Genomic DNA, 16,816 nt, shown 5'->3' on the forward strand with positions numbered 1-16,816 from the left:
TTCCGCCGACAAGTTTGTGAAGTAGTTCACAAAGGCACGAAGGCCCCGATTTCCCAAAGGCCCTCGAACACCCAGGACAGGACAGGTCCCGTGAGCGAGTCAGCCCCCGCGTTGGACGCCGACGTCATCGTCGTCGGCGCAGGACCAGCGGGTTCGACCACGGCTTATCACCTCGCGCGGTCCGGCCTCGACGTGCTGCTGCTGGAGAAGACCCGTTTCCCCCGCGAAAAGGTCTGCGGAGACGGTCTGACGCCGCGCGCCGTGAAGGAACTGATCGACATGGGGGTCGACATCGACGCCCCCGGCTGGATCAGGAACAAGGGCCTGCGCGTGATCGGCGGCGGTCACCGCCTGGAACTGCCGTGGCCGGAGTTGTCCAGCTATCCCGATTTCGGGCTGGTCCGCACCCGCCTGGACTTCGACAAGATCCTCGCCGACCGCGCCGAGGCCGCCGGAGCCAGGCTCCTGCAAGGCGTCAACGTCACCGGCCCGGTGCTCGACCTGCGCAGCGGCCACATCATCGGCGTGACCGCCAAGCGCGACGGCGAGCCGGTGACGTACCGCTCGCGCCTGGTCGTCGCCGCCGACGGCAACTCCACCCGGCTGTCGCTGTCCATGGGCCTGCACCGGCGCGAGGACCGGCCGATGGGTGTCGCGGTGCGCACCTACTTCACCAGCCCCCGGCACGACGACGACTACCTGGAGTCGTGGCTGGAGCTGTGGGACACCGGCGACGACGGCCGCGCGCGGCTGCTGCCGGGGTACGGCTGGATCTTCGGCGTCGGCGACGGCACGAGCAACGTCGGCCTCGGCCTGCTCAACACCAGCGAGTCGTTCCAGAACCTCGACTACCGCGACCTGCTGCGCCGCTGGGTGAAGAACATGCCGGCCGAGTGGGGCTACACCGAGGAGAACATGACGGGCCCGGTGCGCGGCGCCGCGCTGCCGATGGCCTTCAACCGGCAACCCCACTACACCAAGGGCCTGGTGCTCGTCGGCGACGCCGGCGGCATGATCAACCCGTTCAACGGCGAGGGCATCGCGTACGCCATGGAGACCGGCAGGATCGCGGCGCGCACCGTCGCCGCCGCGCTCGCCGCCGCGACCCCCGCGCAGCGCGAGCGCCTGCTGCGCGCCTACCCCCTGGTGCTCAAGGACCACTACGGCGGCTACTTCACCCTCGGCCGGCTGTTCGTCGAGGCCATCGGCAAGCCCGGCGTGATGGGCTTCCTGACAAGGCACGGGCTGCCCCACCCCACTCTGATGCGGTTCGCGCTGAAGCTCCTTGCTAATCTCACGGACCGGCGGGGTGACGTGTCGGACCGGCTCATCAACGCCCTGTCGAAGGTGACGCCTCCGGCATGACCAGACACCCGGGACGAAGACAGATGATCGCCGTGCCTAGACTCAGCAACCGGCCGAGAGGCGCCCGCGCGCTCGGACACATCAGAACGACGAGAGACGAAGGAGACCGATAGCCATGGAACTGTACGCCCCGATCGTGGTGCTGGCGGTTCTCGCGTTCGGCTTCGCGGTCTTCTCCGTCGGCATCGCCCCCTTCACGGGGCCGAAGCGGTGGAACCGCGCCAAGCTCGACGCCTACGAGTGCGGCATCGAGCCGACACCGCAGCCGGTGGGCGGCGGCAGGTTCCCGCTCAAGTACATGATCACCGCCATGCTCTTCATCGTCTTCGACATCGAGATCATCTTCCTGTACCCGTGGGCGGTCGCCTTCGACGATCTCGGTGTCTTCGGTCTGATCGAGATGGTGCTGTTCATCGTCGCCGTCCTGGTCGCGTACGCCTACGTGTGGCGTCGGCGCGGCCTGGACTGGGACTGAGAGGCGGCGTGCCCTCGGCGCGCGGGAGGAAGCACTGACATGGGTCTCGAAGAGAAACTGCCGAGCGGGTTCGTCCTGTCCACGGTTGAGCAGGCGGCGGGCTGGGCACGCAAGAACTCTGTCTGGCCGGCGACGTTCGGCCTGGCCTGCTGCGCCATCGAGCTGATGGCGACCGGCGGGCCGAACCACGACCTGGCGCGCTTCGGCATGGAGCGGGCCTCCGCCTCGCCGCGCCAGGCCGACCTGATGATCGTGGCGGGCCGGCTGTCGCAGAAGATGGCGCCGGTGCTGCGCCAGATCTACGACCAGATGGCCGAGCCCAAGTGGGTCATCGCCATGGGTGTCTGCGCGTCCAGCGGCGGCATGTTCAACAACTACGCGATCGTGCAGGGTGTCGACCACGTCGTCCCGGTGGACATCTATCTGCCGGGCTGCCCGCCTCGTCCCGAGATGCTGATCGACTCCATCGTGAAGCTGCACGACAAGATCCAGAACATGAAGTTCGGCGCGCACCGCGCCAAGCAGATCGAGGAGCTGGAGCAGCAGGCTCTGCGGTCTCTTCCGCTCATCGATCAGGGGAGCCCGAAATGAGCAGCGACAACCTGCCGGGTGTACCGGAGGAGCCGGTCGCGCGGCTCGGCATGTTCGGTGCGACCGGCACCGGCGACACTTCCGGCTACGGCCGGCTCGTGGTGCGCCGGCCGCCGAAGCGGTCGAGCGTGCGGCCGTACGGCGGCTACTTCGACGAGGTGGCCGACGCGCTGGAGGCCGCCGCCGGTGACGCGTTCTCCGGCATGGTGGAGCGCGTCGTGGTCGACCGCGGCGAGCTCACGCTGCACGTGGCGCGCGAGCGGCTGACCGAGGTCATGAGCCACCTGCGCGACGACCCCGCGCTGCGTTTCGAGCTGTCGCTCGGCGTCTCCGGCGTGCACTACCCCGAGGAGACCGGCGCCGAGCTGCGTGCCGTCTACCACCTGTGCTCGATCACCTTCAACCGCCGTGTGCGCGTCGAGGTGGCCTGCCCCGACGCCGACCCGCACGTGCCGTCCACGGTGTCGATCTACCCGACCCACGACTGGCACGAACGCGAGACCTACGACTTCTTCGGCATCGTCTTCGACGGCCACCCCGCGCTGACCCGCATCGAGATGCCGGACGACTGGGACGGCCACCCGCAGCGCAAGGACTACCCGCTCGGCGGCATCCCGGTGGAGTACCGCGGCGCCACCATCCCCGCGCCGGACCAGAGGAGGTCGTACGCATGACCACCGTGCACGACGGCGACACCGAGCGCCGCGACGACGACGCCACCGAGGGCCGGGTCTACAACGTCAACGGCCAGGACTGGGACCAGGTCGTCGGCGCGGTCGCCGAGTCCTCCGAGGAGCGCCTCGTCATCAACATGGGCCCCCAGCACCCGTCCACCCACGGCGTGCTGCGGCTCGTGCTCACCCTGGACGGCGAGACCGTCACCGAGGCCCGCACCGTCATCGGCTACCTCCACACCGGCATCGAGAAGAACATGGAGTACCGGACGTGGACCCAGGGGGTCACGTTCGTCACCCGCATGGACTACCTCTCGCCGATCTTCAACGAGACGGCGTACTGCATGGCGGTGGAGCGGCTGCTCGGCATCACCGACCGGGTGCCGGCGCGGGCCCAGGCAATCCGCGTCATGATGATGGAGCTCAACCGCATCAGCTCCCACCTGGTGGCCATCGCGACCTTCGGCCTGGAGCTCGGCGCCACCACCCCCATGCTGTTCGGCTTCCGTGAGCGCGAGATGGTGCTCGACCTGTTCGAGTACATCACCGGCCTGCGCATGAACATGGCGTACGTCCGGCCCGGCGGCGTCTCGGTGGACCTCCCGGCAGGCGCCGTCGACAAGATCGGCGAGTTCCTCAAGGTCATGCCGGGCCGCATCAAGGAGATGCGCAAGCTCCTGGACGCCAACCCGGCCTACGTCCGCCGCACCAAGGACGTCGCCTACCTCGACCTCACCGGCTGCATGGCGCTCGGCATCACCGGCCCCATGCTGCGGGCCGCCGGCCTGCCGTGGGACCTGCGCAAGTCCCAGCCGTACAGCGGCTACGAGACCTACGACTTCGACGTGCCGACCGAGACCTCCTGCGACGTCTACGGCCGCTACCTCGTGCGGGTGGCCGAGATGGAGGAGTCGCTCAAGATCATCGGTCAGTGTCTCGACCGGCTGGCGGGCTCGGAGCTCAAGGGCAAGCCCATCATGATCGAGGACAAGAAGATCGGGTGGCCCGCGCAGCTCGCGCTCGGCGCCGACGGCCTCGGCAACTCACCCGACCACATCGCCCACATCATGAGCTCCTCCATGGAGGCGCTCATCCACCACTTCAAGCTGGTCACCGAGGGCTTCCGCGTCCCGGCCGGCCAGGCGTACGTGGGGGTGGAGTCGCCGCGAGGCGAGCTCGGAGCGCACGTCGTGAGCGACGGCGGCACCCGGCCGTACCGCGTGCACTTCCGCGACCCGTCCTTCACGAACCTGCAAGCCGTGCCGGCCACCTGCGAAGGCGGCATGGTTGCCGACGTCATCGCCGCGGTCGCGTCCATCGACCCGGTCATGGGAGGTGTGGACCGGTGACGACCTACTCGCCGGAAGTCCGCGAGCGTCTCGAACGGGACGCCAAAGAGATCATCGGCCGTTACCCGCGGCCCCGCTCGGCGCTGCTGCCGCTGCTCCACCTGGTGCAGTCGGAGGAGGGCTACGTCTCCGACGCGGGCCAGGAGTTCTGCGCCGAGATGCTCGGCCTCACCAAGGCCGAGGTCGTCGGCGTGTCGACGTTCTACACGATGTACAAGCGCAAGCCCGCCGGTGAGTACCACGTCGGGGTCTGCATCAACGCGCTGTGCGCCGTCATGGGTGGCGACCAGATCTGGGACGAGCTGACCGAGCACACCGGCGCCGGCAACGGCGACACCACCGCCGACGGCAGGGTGTCGCTGGAGCGGCTGGAGTGCAACGCCGCCTGCGACTTCGCGCCGGTCATGATGGTCAACTGGGAGTTCTTCGACAACCAGACCCCCGAGTCGGCAAAGCAGCTCGTCGACGACCTGCGCGCCGGCAAGGAGGTCAGGCCGACCCGCGGCCCCGGCCGCCTGTGCACGTTCAAAGAGGCGTCGCGGGTGCTCGCCGGGCTCCCCGACGGCCTGGCCGGTGACGGCCCCTCGGCGGCGGGCCCCTCGCTCGAAGGTCTCAAGATCGCCAAGGCCAACGGATGGACGGCGCCGAAGGGGGCCTCGGAATGACCACGCTGACGCCGGTCCTCACCGCCAACTGGGACCAGGCCGACTCCTTCACCCTCGACGGCTACGGCGAGTACGCGGCGGCGCGCAAGGCGCTCGGCATGGACCCCGACGCCATCATCAAGGCCGTGAAGGACTCCGGGCTGCGCGGTCGCGGCGGCGCCGGGTTCCCCACCGGCATGAAGTGGGGCTTCATCCCGCAAGGGGACGGCAAGCCGCACTACCTGGTGGTCAACGCCGACGAGTCCGAGCCGGGGACCTGCAAGGACATCCCGCTCATGATGGCCAACCCCCACTCGCTGGTCGAGGGTGTCATCATCACCTCCTACGCCATCCGCGCCAACCAGGCCTTCATCTACATCCGCGGCGAGGTCCTCCACGTCGTGCGCCGGGTGCAGGCGGCGGTGCGCGAGGCGTACGAGAAGGGCTACCTCGGCACCGACATCCTCGGCTCGGGGTACGACCTGGAGCTGGTGGTGCACAGCGGCGCCGGCGCCTACATCTGCGGTGAGGAGACCGCGCTGCTGGACTCGCTGGAGGGCTACCGGGGTCAACCTCGCCTCAAGCCCCCCTTCCCCGCCGTCGCGGGCCTGTACGCGTGTCCCACCGTCATCAACAACGTCGAGTCGGTGGCGAGCGTTCCGAGCATCGTCGCCAACGGCGCCGACTGGTTCGCCGGCATGGGGACCGAGCGGTCCAAGGGCTTCGGCATCTTCTCCCTCAGCGGTCACGTCACCCGTCCCGGCCAGTACGAGGCGCCGCTCGGCATCACGCTGCGCGAGCTGCTCGACATGGCCGGCGGCGTCCGGGCCGGCCACCGGCTGAAGTTCTGGACCCCCGGCGGGTCCTCCACCCCGATCTTCACCGACGAGCACCTCGACGTGCCGCTCGACTTCGAGTCGGTCGGCGCCAAGGGCTCCATGCTCGGCACCCGGGCCCTGCAGATCTTCGACGAGACGACCTGCGTGGTGCGGACCGTCCTGCGGTGGACCGAGTTCTACGCGCACGAGTCCTGCGGCAAGTGCACCCCCTGCCGGGAGGGCACCTACTGGCTCAAGCAGGTGCTGCGGCGGCTGGAGAAGGGGCAGGGCACCGAAGAGGACCTGACGACCATCACCGACATCGCCGACAACATCCTCGGCCGGTCGTTCTGCGCGCTCGGTGACGGCGCCACCAGCCCGATCCACTCGTCGGTGAAGCACTTCCGCGACGAATACCTCAAGCACTTCGAGATCGGCGGATGCCCGTTCGACCCGGCGGCGTCCACCGTGTGGGGGGCCACCGCATGACCGTTCAGACGACGCCGGAGGGGCAGATCGAGCAGCCCGTCGAGATGGTGAACCTCACCATCGACGGGTTCCAGATCGCCGTACCCAAGGGCACGCTGCTGATCAGGGCCGCCGAGCTGCTCGGCATCCAGATCCCGCGCTTCTGCGACCACCCCCTGCTCGACCCGGTCGGCGCCTGCCGCCAGTGCCTGGTCACGATCGAGGGCATGCCGAAGCCCGCGGCCTCCTGCACCATCGTGTGCACCGAGGGCATGGTGGTGCAGACCCAGCTCACCTCGCCGGTCGCCGAGAAGGCGCAGCGCGGCGTGATGGAGCTGCTGCTGATGAACCACCCGCTCGACTGCCCGGTCTGCGACAAGGGCGGCGAGTGCCCTCTGCAGAACCAGGCCATGTCGAACGGCCAGGGCGAGTCGCGGTTCACCGAGGCCAAGCGCACCTTCGAGAAGCCGATCCCGCTGTCGAGCGAGGTGCTGCTCGACCGTGAGCGGTGTGTCCAGTGCGCGCGGTGCATCCGGTTCTCCGACGAGATCGCCGGCGACCCGCTGATCGACTTCTTCGAGCGCGGCGCTCAGGAGCAGGTCGGCGTCGCCGACGGCGAGCCGTTCCAGTCGTACTACTCCGGCAACACCATCCAGATCTGCCCCGTCGGCGCGCTCACCGGCGCGGCCTACCGGTTCCGGGCCCGGCCGTTCGACCTGGTGTCCACGCCGAGCGCCTGCGAGCACTGCGCGAGCGGCTGCTCCCTGCGCACCGACCACCGCCGCGGCCGGGTCACCCGCCGCCTCGCCGGTGACGACCCCCAGGTCAACGAGGAGTGGAACTGCGACAAGGGCCGGTGGGCCTTCTCCTACGCCACCGAGCCCGACCGCCTGCGCACCCCGCTGGTCCGCGACGAGGACGGCCACCTTCGGCCGGCCTCCTGGCCCGAGGCGCTCAGCGCCGCCGCCGAAGGGCTCGCGAGGGCCCGCGGCCGGGCCGGTGTGCTGGTCGGCGGACGCGTCACCGTCGAGGACGCCTACGCGTACGCCAAGTTCGCGCGCGTCGCGCTCGGCACCAACGACGTCGACTTCCGCGCACGCGCGCACACGCAGGAGGAAGCCGACTTCCTCGCGCACGCCGTCGCCGGCAAGGGCATCGAGGTCTCCTACGCCGACATCGAGAAGGCCCCGGCCGTGCTGCTCGCCGGGTTCGAGCCCGAGGAGGAGTCGCCGATCGTCTTCCTGCGCCTGCGCAAGGCGTGGCGCAAGCACGGTCTGCGGGTCACCTCCATCGCGCCGTTCGCGACCGAGAGCCTCGCCAAGATGGGAGGCACGCTGGTGCGCACCCTCCCCGGCGCGGAGGCCGAGGCCATCGGCGACCTGATCTCCGAGTCCTCACCCACCGCCGAGGCGCTGCGCGCTCCGGGGGCCGTCATCCTCGTCGGCGAGCGGCTCGCCACCTCACGTGGCGCGCTGTCGGCCGTCGTCCGGCTGGCCGCCGTCACCGGCGCGCGCCTCGCCTGGGTGCCGCGCCGCGCCGGTGAGCGCGGCGCCGTCGAGGCCGGCGCGCTGCCGGGCCTGCTGCCGATCGGCCGTCCCGTCACCGACGAGGCGGCGCGCGCCGAGGTGGCCCGCGCCTGGAACGTCGCCACCGTCCCGGCCACCCCCGGCCGCGACACCGCCGCCATCCTGGCCGCCGCGCTCACCGGCGAGCTGGACGCGCTGGTCGTCGGCGGCGTCGACCCCTACGACCTGCCCGACCCCGAGGCCGCGCTCACGGCCCTGGAGAACACCCCGTTCATCGTGTCCCTGGAGATGCGGGCCAGTGCCGTCACCGACCGCGCCGACGTCGTGCTGCCGATCGCCGCGGTGTCGGAGAAGAGCGGCACGTTCGTCGACTGGGAGGGCCGCGGCCGCAGCTTCGAGCGGGCCATCGAGGTCCCCGGCGTGCTGAGCGACCTCGGCGCCATCGCCGCGATCAGCGACCACATGGACGTCCACCTCGGCCTCCCCGACACCGCCGCCGCGCGCCGCGAGCTCGCCGCGCTCGGCGCGTGGCGCGGCGCGCGGCCGGGTGGCCCGGCCGTCAGCGGCGGCGCGCACCCCGCGCCGCGCGCCGGCCAGGCCGTGCTCGCCACGTGGCACCAGCTCATCGACGCCGGCCGCCTGCAGGACGGTGAGCCGTACCTCGCCGGCACCGCACGGCCCGTCGAGGCGCTGCTGTCGGAGGCCACCGCGGCCGAGATCGGCGTGGTGCACGGCGGTAAGGTCACGATCACCGCGGAAGGCGGTACGGTCGGCCTGCCGGTGCGGGTCGCCGACCTGCCCGACCGCGTCGTGTGGGTGCCGGCCAACTCACCCGGGTGCTCGGTGACCCGGGACCTTCGCGCGGTGGCCGGGGACGTCGTCGAGATCGGGAGCGCGGAATGAGACTCTTGCTGGCCGCACCGGCGGATCCGGTCGGCCCCACCCTGGCCGACTTCGGCAAGGATCCGCTGTGGATCTCCATCATCAAGGCGCTGTTCATCTTCGTGTTCTTGATGCTGGGTGTGCTGTTCGGCGTGTGGACCGAGCGCAAGCTCATCTCGCGCATGCAGCACCGCTACGGCCCCAACCGGGCCGGGAAGTTCGGCCTGCTGCAGTCGGTCGCCGACGGCATCAAGATGGGGCTCAAGGAGGACATCCTCCCGCGCACCGTCGACAAGGTCATCTACGTGATGGCGCCGGTCATCATCGCCGTCCCCGCCTTCCTGTCGTTCGCCGTCATCCCGTTCGGGCCGATGGTGTCGATGTTCGGGGTGCGCACGCCGCTGCAGCTCACCGACCTGCCGGTCGCGGTGCTCGTGGTGCTCGCCATGGCCTCGATCGGCGTGTACGGCATCGTGCTCGCCGGCTGGGGCTCGCGCTCGCCGTACGCCGTGCTCGGCGGGCTGCGCTCCACCGCGCAGGTGATCTCGTACGAGATCGCGATGGGTCTGTCGTTCGTGGCGGTGTTCATCTTCGCCGGCACGCTGTCCACGTCCGAGATCGTCAACGCTCAGGCGTCCGGCGGCACCTGGCACGTGCTCGGGCTCGACGTCCCGCTGCCGTCCTGGTACGCGGTGCTGCTCATCCCGTCGTTCCTGATCTACGTGATCACGATGCTCGGTGAGACCAACCGCGTGCCGTTCGACCTGCCCGAGGGTGAGGGCGAGCTCGTCGGCGGGTTCCACACCGAGTACTCCTCGTCGCTGAAGTTCGCGATGTTCATGCTGGCCGAGTACGTCAACATCTTCACCGTGTCGGCGCTCAGCATCACGCTGTTCCTCGGCGGCTGGCGCGCACCGTTCCCGATCTCGCTGTGGGACGGCGCCAACACCGGCTGGTGGCCGATGCTGTGGTTCTTCGTCAAGCTCGTGCTGGTGTTCTCGTTCTTCATCTGGGTGCGCGCCTCGCTGCCTCGCATCAGGTACGACCAGCTCATGGCCTTCGGCTGGAAGGTCCTGATCCCGCTGAACCTCGCGTGGATCCTGCTGGTCGCCAGCTTCCGCGCTCTGCGCGTCCCCGGTGAGCAGCGCACGCTCGTGATGGTCATCGCGGCCGTCGTCGTGATCTCGTGCCTGGCGATCTACTTCTGGTTCGACACGGCGAACCAGCGCCGCAGGGAGGCCCAGGCCGAAGAGGTCAGGGCCGAGTTCGAGCAGCTCGGCGAGGAGCCCACCGCGGGCGGCTTCCCGGTCCCCGCGCTGGACCTGCCCCACTATCACGGCGTCAACGGACGCAAGGAGGTCCCCAGTGGGACTAACTGATTTCCTGAACCCCGTGAAGGGGTTCGGCGTGACCTTCCACCACATGTTCAAGAAGCCGGTGACGACGAACTACCCGGAGGAGAAGCGGCCCACCGCGCCGCGTTTCCACGGCCGTCACCAGCTGAACAGGTGGCCGGACGGGCTGGAGAAGTGCGTCGGGTGCGAGCTGTGCGCCTGGGCCTGTCCCGCCGACGCCATCTTCGTGGAAGGCGCCGACAACACCGACGAGGAGCGTTACTCGCCGGGTGAGCGGTACGGCCGCACGTACCAGATCAACTACCTGCGCTGCATCCTGTGCGGGCTGTGCATCGAGGCGTGCCCCACGCGCGCGCTCACGATGACCAACGAGTACGAGCTCGCGAACTCCAGCCGTGAGAGCCTCATCTACACCAAGGAGATGCTGCTCGCGCCGCTCGGCCCCGGCATGGAGACGCCGCCGCACCCCATGCGCCTCGGCGAGACCGAAGAGGACTACTACCGGTTGGGCCGTAGCAATGGGTGAGACCATCACGTTCTGGGTGCTCGCCGTCGTCGCGGTGGCCGCCGCGTTCGGGCTCGTGTTCAGCAGGAAGGCGGTCTACTCCGCCCTCATGCTGGGTGTCGTCATGCTCTCGCTGGCCGTGCTGTACGCCGTCCAGGACGCTCCGTTCCTCGCCGTGGTGCAGATCATCGTGTACACCGGCGCGGTCATGATGCTCTTCCTGTTCGTGCTGATGCTGGTCGGCGTGGACTCCTCCGACTCGCTGGTCGAGACGATCCGCGGCCAGCGGTTCTGGGCCTTCATCGCAGGCCTCGGCTTCGCGGTGCTGCTCGCGGCGGGGCTCGGCAACGTCGCGTTCGGCGGCGCGACCGGCCTGACCACCGCGGTGCAGCAGAGCGGCGGCAACGTGCCGGGCCTGGCGTCGCAGATCTTCACCCGGTACGTCTTCGCGTTCGAGGTCACCTCCGCGCTGCTGATCACCGCCGCGCTCGGCGCGATGGTGCTGGCGCACCGCGAGCGGTCCACGCCGAAGCCCACGCAGAAGGACCTGTCGCGCGCGCGGTTCCTCGGCGACCACCCGACCCCGCTGCCGGGCCCCGGCACGTACGCCAGGCACAACGCCATCGACATGCCGGCCCTGCTGCCGGACGGCACGGTGTCGGAGCTGTCGGTCAACCGCGTCATCGCGCGGCACGACGTCGAGGACCGGCGCCTGCCTGAGGACCCGCGGCTCGCGCAGGCGATCAGGAACGTCGCCGGCGGTTCCCGGCGCGCGGCCGACCCGGTGGAGACTGAGCGGCCCGCCGCGGCGCGGACCGTCGAGGGTCACGTCGTCGAGGAGGAAGGCAAGTGACCACCCACTACCTGGTGCTCTCGGCGCTGCTGTTCGCCATCGGCGGCGTCGGCGTGCTGGTGCGCCGCAACGCCATCGTGGTGTTCATGTGCGTCGAGCTGATGCTGAACGCCTGCAACCTGGCCTTCGTCACGTTCGCGCGCCAGCATGGCAACCTCGAGGGCCAGGTGATCGCGTTCTTCGTGATGATCGTGGCCGCGGCCGAGGTCGTCGTGGGTCTGGCGATCATCGTGACGATCTTCCGAACCCGCAGGTCCGCGTCGGTCGACGACGTCAACCTGCTGAAGTACTAAGAGGTGGCCGTGGAACCCGCTGAGATCATCCAGCACTCCGGCGGAGTGATCGGGATGTCCTGGCTGATGATCGTCCTGCCGTTGCTCGGCGCGGCGATCCTCCTGCTGGGGGGCCGCCGCACCGACCGATGGGGTCACCTGCTCGGCGTCGTCATGTCGCTGGCGTCGTTCGTGGTCGCCGTGCTCGTGCTGTTCGAGCTGCTCGGCCTCGGCGCCGAGCAGCGCCGCAGGGTCGTCCATCTGTACGACTTCCTGCCGGCCGGCGCGTCGCTCCAGGTGAACATGGGTCTGCTGCTGGACCCGCTGTCGATCTCGTTCGCGCTGCTGATCACCGGGGTCGGGTCGCTGATCCACATCTACTCGATCGGCTACATGGCCCACGACCCGGGCCGGCGGCGGTTCTTCGGCTACCTGAACCTCTTCGTCGCCGCGATGCTGCTGCTGGTGCTGGCCGACAACTACCTCGGCCTGTACATAGGCTGGGAAGGCGTGGGCCTGGCGTCCTACCTGCTGATCGGCTTCTGGCAGCACAAGCCGACGGCCGCGACCGCCGCCAAGAAGGCCTTCGTGGTCAACCGCGTCGGCGACATGGGCCTCGCGCTCGGCATCTTCGTGATCTTCACGACGTTCGGCACCGTCGCGTACGGCCCGGTGTTCCAGCACGTCGGCGACCCGCAGGTGTCGCAGGGCACGCTGACCCTGATCGGCCTCGCGCTGCTCGTCGGCGCCTGCGGCAAGTCCGCGCAGCTCCCCCTGCAGTCCTGGCTTCTGGACGCCATGGAGGGTCCGACCCCGGTGTCGGCGCTCATCCACGCGGCCACCATGGTCACCGCCGGCGTCTACCTGGTGGTCCGCTCCGGCCTGATCTTCGAGGGAGCGCCGACCGCGCAGCTCGTCGTCACCATCGTCGGCGTCGCCACGCTGCTCGCCGGTGCGATCATCGGTACCGCCAAGGACGACATCAAGAAGGCCCTCGCGGGCTCCACGATGTCGCAGATCGGCTACATGATGCTCGCCGCGGGCCTCGGCCCCATCGGGTACGCCTTCGCCATCGCGCACCTCATCGCGCACGGCTTCTTCAAGGCCTCGATGTTCCTCGGCGCCGGTTCGGTCATGCACGCCATGAACGACGAGGTCGACATGCGCAAGTACGGCGGCCTGGCCTCGGTCATGAAGATCACCTGGATCACGTTCGGCCTCGGCTACCTCGCGATCATCGGCTTCCCGCTGCTGTCCGGCTACTGGACCAAGGACGGCATCATCGAGGCCACGATGGAGCACAGTCCCGTCCTCGGCTGGCTCGCCGTGATCGGCGCCGGCATCACCGGCTTCTACATGTCGCGCCTGTTCTTCATGACCTTCCACGGCGAACGCCGCTGGGAGAAGGACGCGCACCCGCACGAGTCGCCTGCCGTGATGACCTGGCCGCTGATCCTGCTGTCCATCGGCTCGGTGTTCGGCGGCGCGTTCCTCATCGTCGGCAACCGGTTCATGGAGTTCCTCTCGCCGGCCGTCGGCCGTCCCGAGGAGCTGCCGGTGTTCCACCCGTTCAGCGTCCCCGGCCTCGCCACCCTGGCGCTGGTCGCCGTCGGCGTCGCGTACGCCTGGATGCGGTACGGCCGGGCCCCGGTGCCGGCGGTCGCACCACGCGGCTCGTTCCTCACGACCTTCGCGCGGCGCGACCTGTACGGTGACGCGCTGAACGAGGCGCTGTTCATGCGTCCCGGCCAGTGGCTGACCCGGCTCGCGGTGTTCTTCGACAACCGCGGCATCGACGGCCTCGTGAACGGGCTCGCGGCGACCATCGGCGGCACCTCGGGCCGCCTGCGCCGCGTGCAGACCGGGTTCGTCCGCTCGTACGCCTTGTCGATATTCTTCGGTGCCGCTCTCCTGGTCGGCGCACTGTTCTTCGTAGGGAACCTGTGATGCCCTGGCTCTCAATCCTGATGGGCGTGCCCGTGCTGGGCGCGCTGGCGGTCGCGGCGGTGCCGAAAGGCAACGACAAGCTCGCCAAGCAGCTCACGCTCGCGGTGTCGCTCGCCGTGCTCGTGCTCACGCTCGTCATGGCGGCACAGTTCGACCCGTCGGGTGCGCGCCAGCAGTTCAGCGAGGTCCACGACTGGATCCCCGCGTTCGGAGTGCACTACGCCGTCGCGGTGGACGGCATCGCGCTCGTGCTCATCGCACTGGCCGCGGTGCTCGTGCCGATCGTGGTCCTGGCCTCGTGGCACGACGCCGAACGGCCGGACGCCAAGCGGTCGGTCAAGACGTACTTCGCGCTCATCCTGGTGCTCGAAGCGATGATGATCGGCGTCTTCGCGGCGACCGACGTCTTCCTGTTCTACGTGTTCTTCGAAGCCATGCTGATCCCGATGTACTTCATGATCGGGTCCTACGGCGGCGCGCAGCGGTCGTACGCGGCGGTCAAGTTCCTGCTGTACTCGCTGTTCGGCGGCCTGCTCATGCTGGTCGCGGTCATCGCGCTGTACCACCTCGCCGCCAAGAGCACGTTCCTGCAGCCCGAGCTGATCGGCGCCATCACCGACCCGAACACCCAGAAGTGGCTGTTCCTCGGGTTCTTCGTCGCGTTCGCCGTGAAGGCCCCGCTGTGGCCGTTCCACACCTGGCTGCCGGACGCCGCCGCGCAGGCACCCGCCGGCGCGGCCGTGCTGCTCGTCGGCGTGCTCGACAAGGTCGGCACCTACGGCATGCTGCGGTTCTGCCTGGAGCTGTTCCCCGACGCCGCCAAGTTCTTCACACCGCTGATCATCGCGCTGAGCGTCGTCGGCATCGTGTACGGCGCGATCGTGGCCATCGGCCAGACCGACATGAAGCGGCTCATCGCCTACACCTCCATCTCGCACTTCGGCTTCATCACGATGGGTGTGTTCGCGCTGACCGCCGACGCGCAGTCCGGCGCCACGCTGTACATGGTGAACCACGGCTTCTCCACCGGAGCGCTGTTCCTGCTCGCCGGTTTCCTCATCCACCGGCGCGGTTCGCAGTACATCGCCGACTACGGCGGCGTGCAGAAGGTCGCGCCGGTGCTCGCCGGCACGTTCCTCGTCGCCGGCCTGTCGTCGCTGTCGCTGCCGGGCCTGTCGACGTTCGTCTCCGAGTTCCTCGTGCTGATCGGCACCTACGAGCAGTACGTCGTACCGGCGATCATCGCGCTGATCGGCATGGTGCTCGCCGCCGTCTACATCCTGTGGATGTACCAGCGCATGATGGGTGGGCCCACCGCCGAGTCCGTACGCGGGCTGCCTGACCTGAACCTCCGCGAGAAGCTCGTGGTGGCGCCGCTCATCGCACTGCTCATCGGTTTCGGGTTCTTCCCCAAGCCGCTGCTCGACGTGATCAACCCCGCGGTCCGGCACACGCTCACCAGTGTGCAGGCGCCGCAGTTCACCCCGGCCATACCCGCGGCTGCCGACCAGAAGGGGCCAGGAGAATGAGCCTGCTCGCCCTCGCTCCCATCCCCGCGCCGAAGATCGAGTACGGGACGCTGTCCCCGCTGCTCCTGGTGTTCGGCGCGGCCATCGCCGGGGTGCTCGTGGAGGCGTTCACGCCGCGCTACCTGCGCAAGTCCCTCCAGATGCCGATCACGCTGCTGTCCCTCATCGGGGCTTTCGCGCTGACCGTCTGGCAGGGCACGCAAGGGGTGCGCGAGGCCGCCGCCATGGGAGCGGTCGCGGTCGACGGGCCGTCACTGTTCGTGTGGGGCGCCATCCTGCTGCTCGCCGTCGTCAGTGTCCTCCTCGTCAACGACGACGACCACTTCGTCGCGCAGGCGTCCGCCGTCCCCGGCAGCGCCGAAGAGGACCAGGCGATCAGCCAAGGCGGCGCGCACACCGAGATCTACCCGCTCGTCCTGTTCGCGGTCGGCGGCATGATGCTGTTCCCCGCGTCCAACGACCTGCTGATCATGTTCGTGGCCCTTGAGGTCATGTCGCTGCCGCTGTACCTGCTGTGCGGCCTCGCGCGCCGTCGCCGTCTCCTCTCGCAGGAGGCGGCCATGAAGTACTTCCTGCTCGGCGCCTTCTCCTCGGCGTTCTTCCTGTACGGCACCGCGCTGCTGTACGGCTTCGCCGGCACGGTCGACCTCGGCGGCATCGAGCAGGCCATCGGCGCGAACCTCGGCCAGGACAACCTGCTGTACATCGGCGCCGCGATGCTCGGCGTGGGCCTGCTGTTCAAGGTCGGCGCCGCGCCGTTCCAGGCGTGGAAGCCCGACGTGTACCAGGGCTCACCCACCCCGATCACCGCGCTCATGGCGTCCGGCACGCTGATCGCCGCGTTCGGCGCGCTGCTGCGGGTGTTCTGGGTCGGCCTCGGCAACCTCGACCAGATCTGGCAGCCGGTGCTGTGGGCCGTCGCCATCCTCACGATGGTGATCGGCGCCATCCTGGCGATCACCCAGACCGACATCAAGCGCATGCTGGCGTACTCCTCGATCGCGCACACCGGCTTCCTGCTGGTCGCGGTCGTCGCCACCGGCAAACTGGCGCAGAACGCCGCGGCACTCGGCGGCATCCTGTTCTACCTCGTGGCCTACGGCTTCGCCACGGTCGGCGCCTTCGCGGTCGTCACCATGGTCCGCGACGCCGGCGGCGAGGCGGGGCACCTGTCCCGGTGGGCCGGACTCGGCAAGAGATCGCCGGCGCTGGCCGGCATCTTCGCGCTGTTCCTGCTCGCCTTCGCCGGCATCCCGCTCACCTCCGGCTTCTTCGGCAAGTACGCCGTGTTCGCCCCCGCCGTGGCCGGTGGCGCGACGGCCCTGGTCATCGTGGGTGTCGTCACCTCGGCGATGGCGGCGTTCTTCTACGTCCGCGTCATCGTGCTGATGTTCTTCAGCGACCCCGCACCCGAGGGCCCGACCATCGCGATCCCCAGCATGGGGACCGCGGCTGTGGTGGCTCTTTCCGCGGCGGCTACCGTAGTCCTCGGGGTCTTCCCGCAGCCGGTGCTCGACCTGGCGCACTCGGCCGCGCAGTCGTTGTTCGTTCGTTAGGAGTCTC

At 69.3% G+C, this 16,816-nt stretch carries 15 protein-coding genes; all 15 read left to right on the forward strand.

The genetic code is table 11. The features are described from left to right. Positions 1–90: 90 nt before the first annotated feature. Entirely contained in the window at positions 91–1,365 is a 1,275-nt protein-coding gene (locus BJ992_RS04040) for a geranylgeranyl reductase family protein (RefSeq protein WP_184978600.1), read from the forward strand. Positions 1,366–1,480: 115 nt separating this feature from the next. Continuing rightward, positions 1,481–1,840: an NADH-quinone oxidoreductase subunit A gene (locus BJ992_RS04045; protein WP_184978601.1), complete on the forward strand. Its 360-nt coding sequence runs from the start codon at positions 1,481–1,483 to the stop codon at positions 1,838–1,840. Between the two features lie 39 nt (positions 1,841–1,879). Next, complete coding sequence (locus tag BJ992_RS04050) at positions 1,880–2,431, forward strand: NuoB/complex I 20 kDa subunit family protein (RefSeq protein ID WP_184978602.1); 552 nt, start codon at positions 1,880–1,882, stop codon at positions 2,429–2,431. Continuing rightward, positions 2,428–3,105 (forward strand): NADH-quinone oxidoreductase subunit C, encoded by a 678-nt coding sequence (locus BJ992_RS04055; protein WP_184978603.1) that lies wholly within the window; start codon positions 2,428–2,430, stop codon positions 3,103–3,105. The genes BJ992_RS04050 and BJ992_RS04055 overlap by 4 nt, the downstream gene beginning before the upstream one ends. Beyond that, on the forward strand, positions 3,102–4,454 hold the full coding sequence (locus tag BJ992_RS04060) for an NADH-quinone oxidoreductase subunit D (protein ID WP_184978604.1): 1,353 nt from the start codon (positions 3,102–3,104) through the stop codon (positions 4,452–4,454). The genes BJ992_RS04055 and BJ992_RS04060 overlap by 4 nt, the downstream gene beginning before the upstream one ends. Further along, the gene (nuoE, locus tag BJ992_RS04065) at positions 4,451–5,119 is read left to right on the forward strand and encodes an NADH-quinone oxidoreductase subunit NuoE (protein WP_343072493.1); all 669 of its coding nucleotides are present in this window, start codon (positions 4,451–4,453) and stop codon (positions 5,117–5,119) included. Before BJ992_RS04060 ends, nuoE begins: the two co-directional genes overlap by 4 nt. Next, complete coding sequence (gene nuoF / locus BJ992_RS04070; RefSeq protein ID WP_184978605.1) at positions 5,116–6,405, forward strand: NADH-quinone oxidoreductase subunit NuoF; 1,290 nt, start codon at positions 5,116–5,118, stop codon at positions 6,403–6,405. The genes nuoE and nuoF overlap by 4 nt, the downstream gene beginning before the upstream one ends. After that, a complete protein-coding gene (locus BJ992_RS04075; protein ID WP_184978606.1) occupies positions 6,402–8,813 on the forward strand; it encodes an NADH-quinone oxidoreductase subunit G in 2,412 nt (803 codons plus the stop codon). Before nuoF ends, BJ992_RS04075 begins: the two co-directional genes overlap by 4 nt. Next, the gene (gene nuoH / locus BJ992_RS04080) at positions 8,810–10,171 is read left to right on the forward strand and encodes an NADH-quinone oxidoreductase subunit NuoH (protein WP_184978607.1); all 1,362 of its coding nucleotides are present in this window, start codon (positions 8,810–8,812) and stop codon (positions 10,169–10,171) included. Before BJ992_RS04075 ends, nuoH begins: the two co-directional genes overlap by 4 nt. After that, positions 10,158–10,673 (forward strand): NADH-quinone oxidoreductase subunit NuoI, encoded by a 516-nt coding sequence (gene nuoI, locus BJ992_RS04085; RefSeq protein ID WP_343072494.1) that lies wholly within the window; start codon positions 10,158–10,160, stop codon positions 10,671–10,673. The genes nuoH and nuoI overlap by 14 nt, the downstream gene beginning before the upstream one ends. Then, the gene (locus BJ992_RS04090) at positions 10,666–11,505 is read left to right on the forward strand and encodes an NADH-quinone oxidoreductase subunit J (RefSeq protein WP_184978608.1); all 840 of its coding nucleotides are present in this window, start codon (positions 10,666–10,668) and stop codon (positions 11,503–11,505) included. The genes nuoI and BJ992_RS04090 overlap by 8 nt, the downstream gene beginning before the upstream one ends. Then, positions 11,502–11,798, forward strand: coding sequence for an NADH-quinone oxidoreductase subunit NuoK (gene nuoK, locus BJ992_RS04095; protein ID WP_184978609.1), 297 nt, complete (start codon positions 11,502–11,504; stop codon positions 11,796–11,798). The genes BJ992_RS04090 and nuoK overlap by 4 nt, the downstream gene beginning before the upstream one ends. Positions 11,799–11,852: 54 nt before the next feature. Further along, positions 11,853–13,724 carry an NADH-quinone oxidoreductase subunit L gene (nuoL, locus tag BJ992_RS04100; protein ID WP_184987563.1) on the forward strand — a complete coding sequence of 624 codons (1,872 nt, stop codon included), beginning with the start codon at positions 11,853–11,855 and terminating at the stop codon, positions 13,722–13,724. Next, a complete protein-coding gene (locus tag BJ992_RS04105; protein WP_184978610.1) occupies positions 13,724–15,253 on the forward strand; it encodes an NADH-quinone oxidoreductase subunit M in 1,530 nt (509 codons plus the stop codon). Before nuoL ends, BJ992_RS04105 begins: the two co-directional genes overlap by 1 nt. Then, positions 15,250–16,809 (forward strand): NADH-quinone oxidoreductase subunit NuoN, encoded by a 1,560-nt coding sequence (gene nuoN, locus BJ992_RS04110; protein ID WP_184978611.1) that lies wholly within the window; start codon positions 15,250–15,252, stop codon positions 16,807–16,809. Before BJ992_RS04105 ends, nuoN begins: the two co-directional genes overlap by 4 nt. The last annotated feature ends 7 nt before the right edge of the window (positions 16,810–16,816 follow it).

It is taken from the genome of Sphaerisporangium rubeum, from assembly GCF_014207705.1.
GTDB classification, from domain to species: Bacteria; Actinomycetota; Actinomycetes; order Streptosporangiales; family Streptosporangiaceae; genus Sphaerisporangium; species Sphaerisporangium rubeum.

Excerpts from the sequence above, each read along its gene's own strand:
- nuoL (WP_184987563.1), top strand. The coding sequence starts at position 11,853 with ATGTCCTGGCTGATGATCGTCCTGCCGTTGCTCGGCGCGGCGATCCTC.
- BJ992_RS04090 (WP_184978608.1), top strand. The coding sequence starts at position 10,666 with ATGGGTGAGACCATCACGTTCTGGGTGCTCGCCGTCGTCGCGGTGGCC.
- nuoH (WP_184978607.1), top strand. The coding sequence starts at position 8,810 with ATGAGACTCTTGCTGGCCGCACCGGCGGATCCGGTCGGCCCCACCCTG.
- BJ992_RS04055 (WP_184978603.1), top strand. The coding sequence starts at position 2,428 with ATGAGCAGCGACAACCTGCCGGGTGTACCGGAGGAGCCGGTCGCGCGG.
- BJ992_RS04045 (WP_184978601.1), top strand. The coding sequence starts at position 1,481 with ATGGAACTGTACGCCCCGATCGTGGTGCTGGCGGTTCTCGCGTTCGGC.
- BJ992_RS04060 (WP_184978604.1), top strand. The coding sequence starts at position 3,102 with ATGACCACCGTGCACGACGGCGACACCGAGCGCCGCGACGACGACGCC.
- BJ992_RS04075 (WP_184978606.1), top strand. The coding sequence starts at position 6,402 with ATGACCGTTCAGACGACGCCGGAGGGGCAGATCGAGCAGCCCGTCGAG.
- BJ992_RS04105 (WP_184978610.1), top strand. The coding sequence starts at position 13,724 with ATGCCCTGGCTCTCAATCCTGATGGGCGTGCCCGTGCTGGGCGCGCTG.
- nuoN (WP_184978611.1), top strand. The coding sequence starts at position 15,250 with ATGAGCCTGCTCGCCCTCGCTCCCATCCCCGCGCCGAAGATCGAGTAC.
- BJ992_RS04050 (WP_184978602.1), top strand. The coding sequence starts at position 1,880 with ATGGGTCTCGAAGAGAAACTGCCGAGCGGGTTCGTCCTGTCCACGGTT.
- nuoF (WP_184978605.1), top strand. The coding sequence starts at position 5,116 with ATGACCACGCTGACGCCGGTCCTCACCGCCAACTGGGACCAGGCCGAC.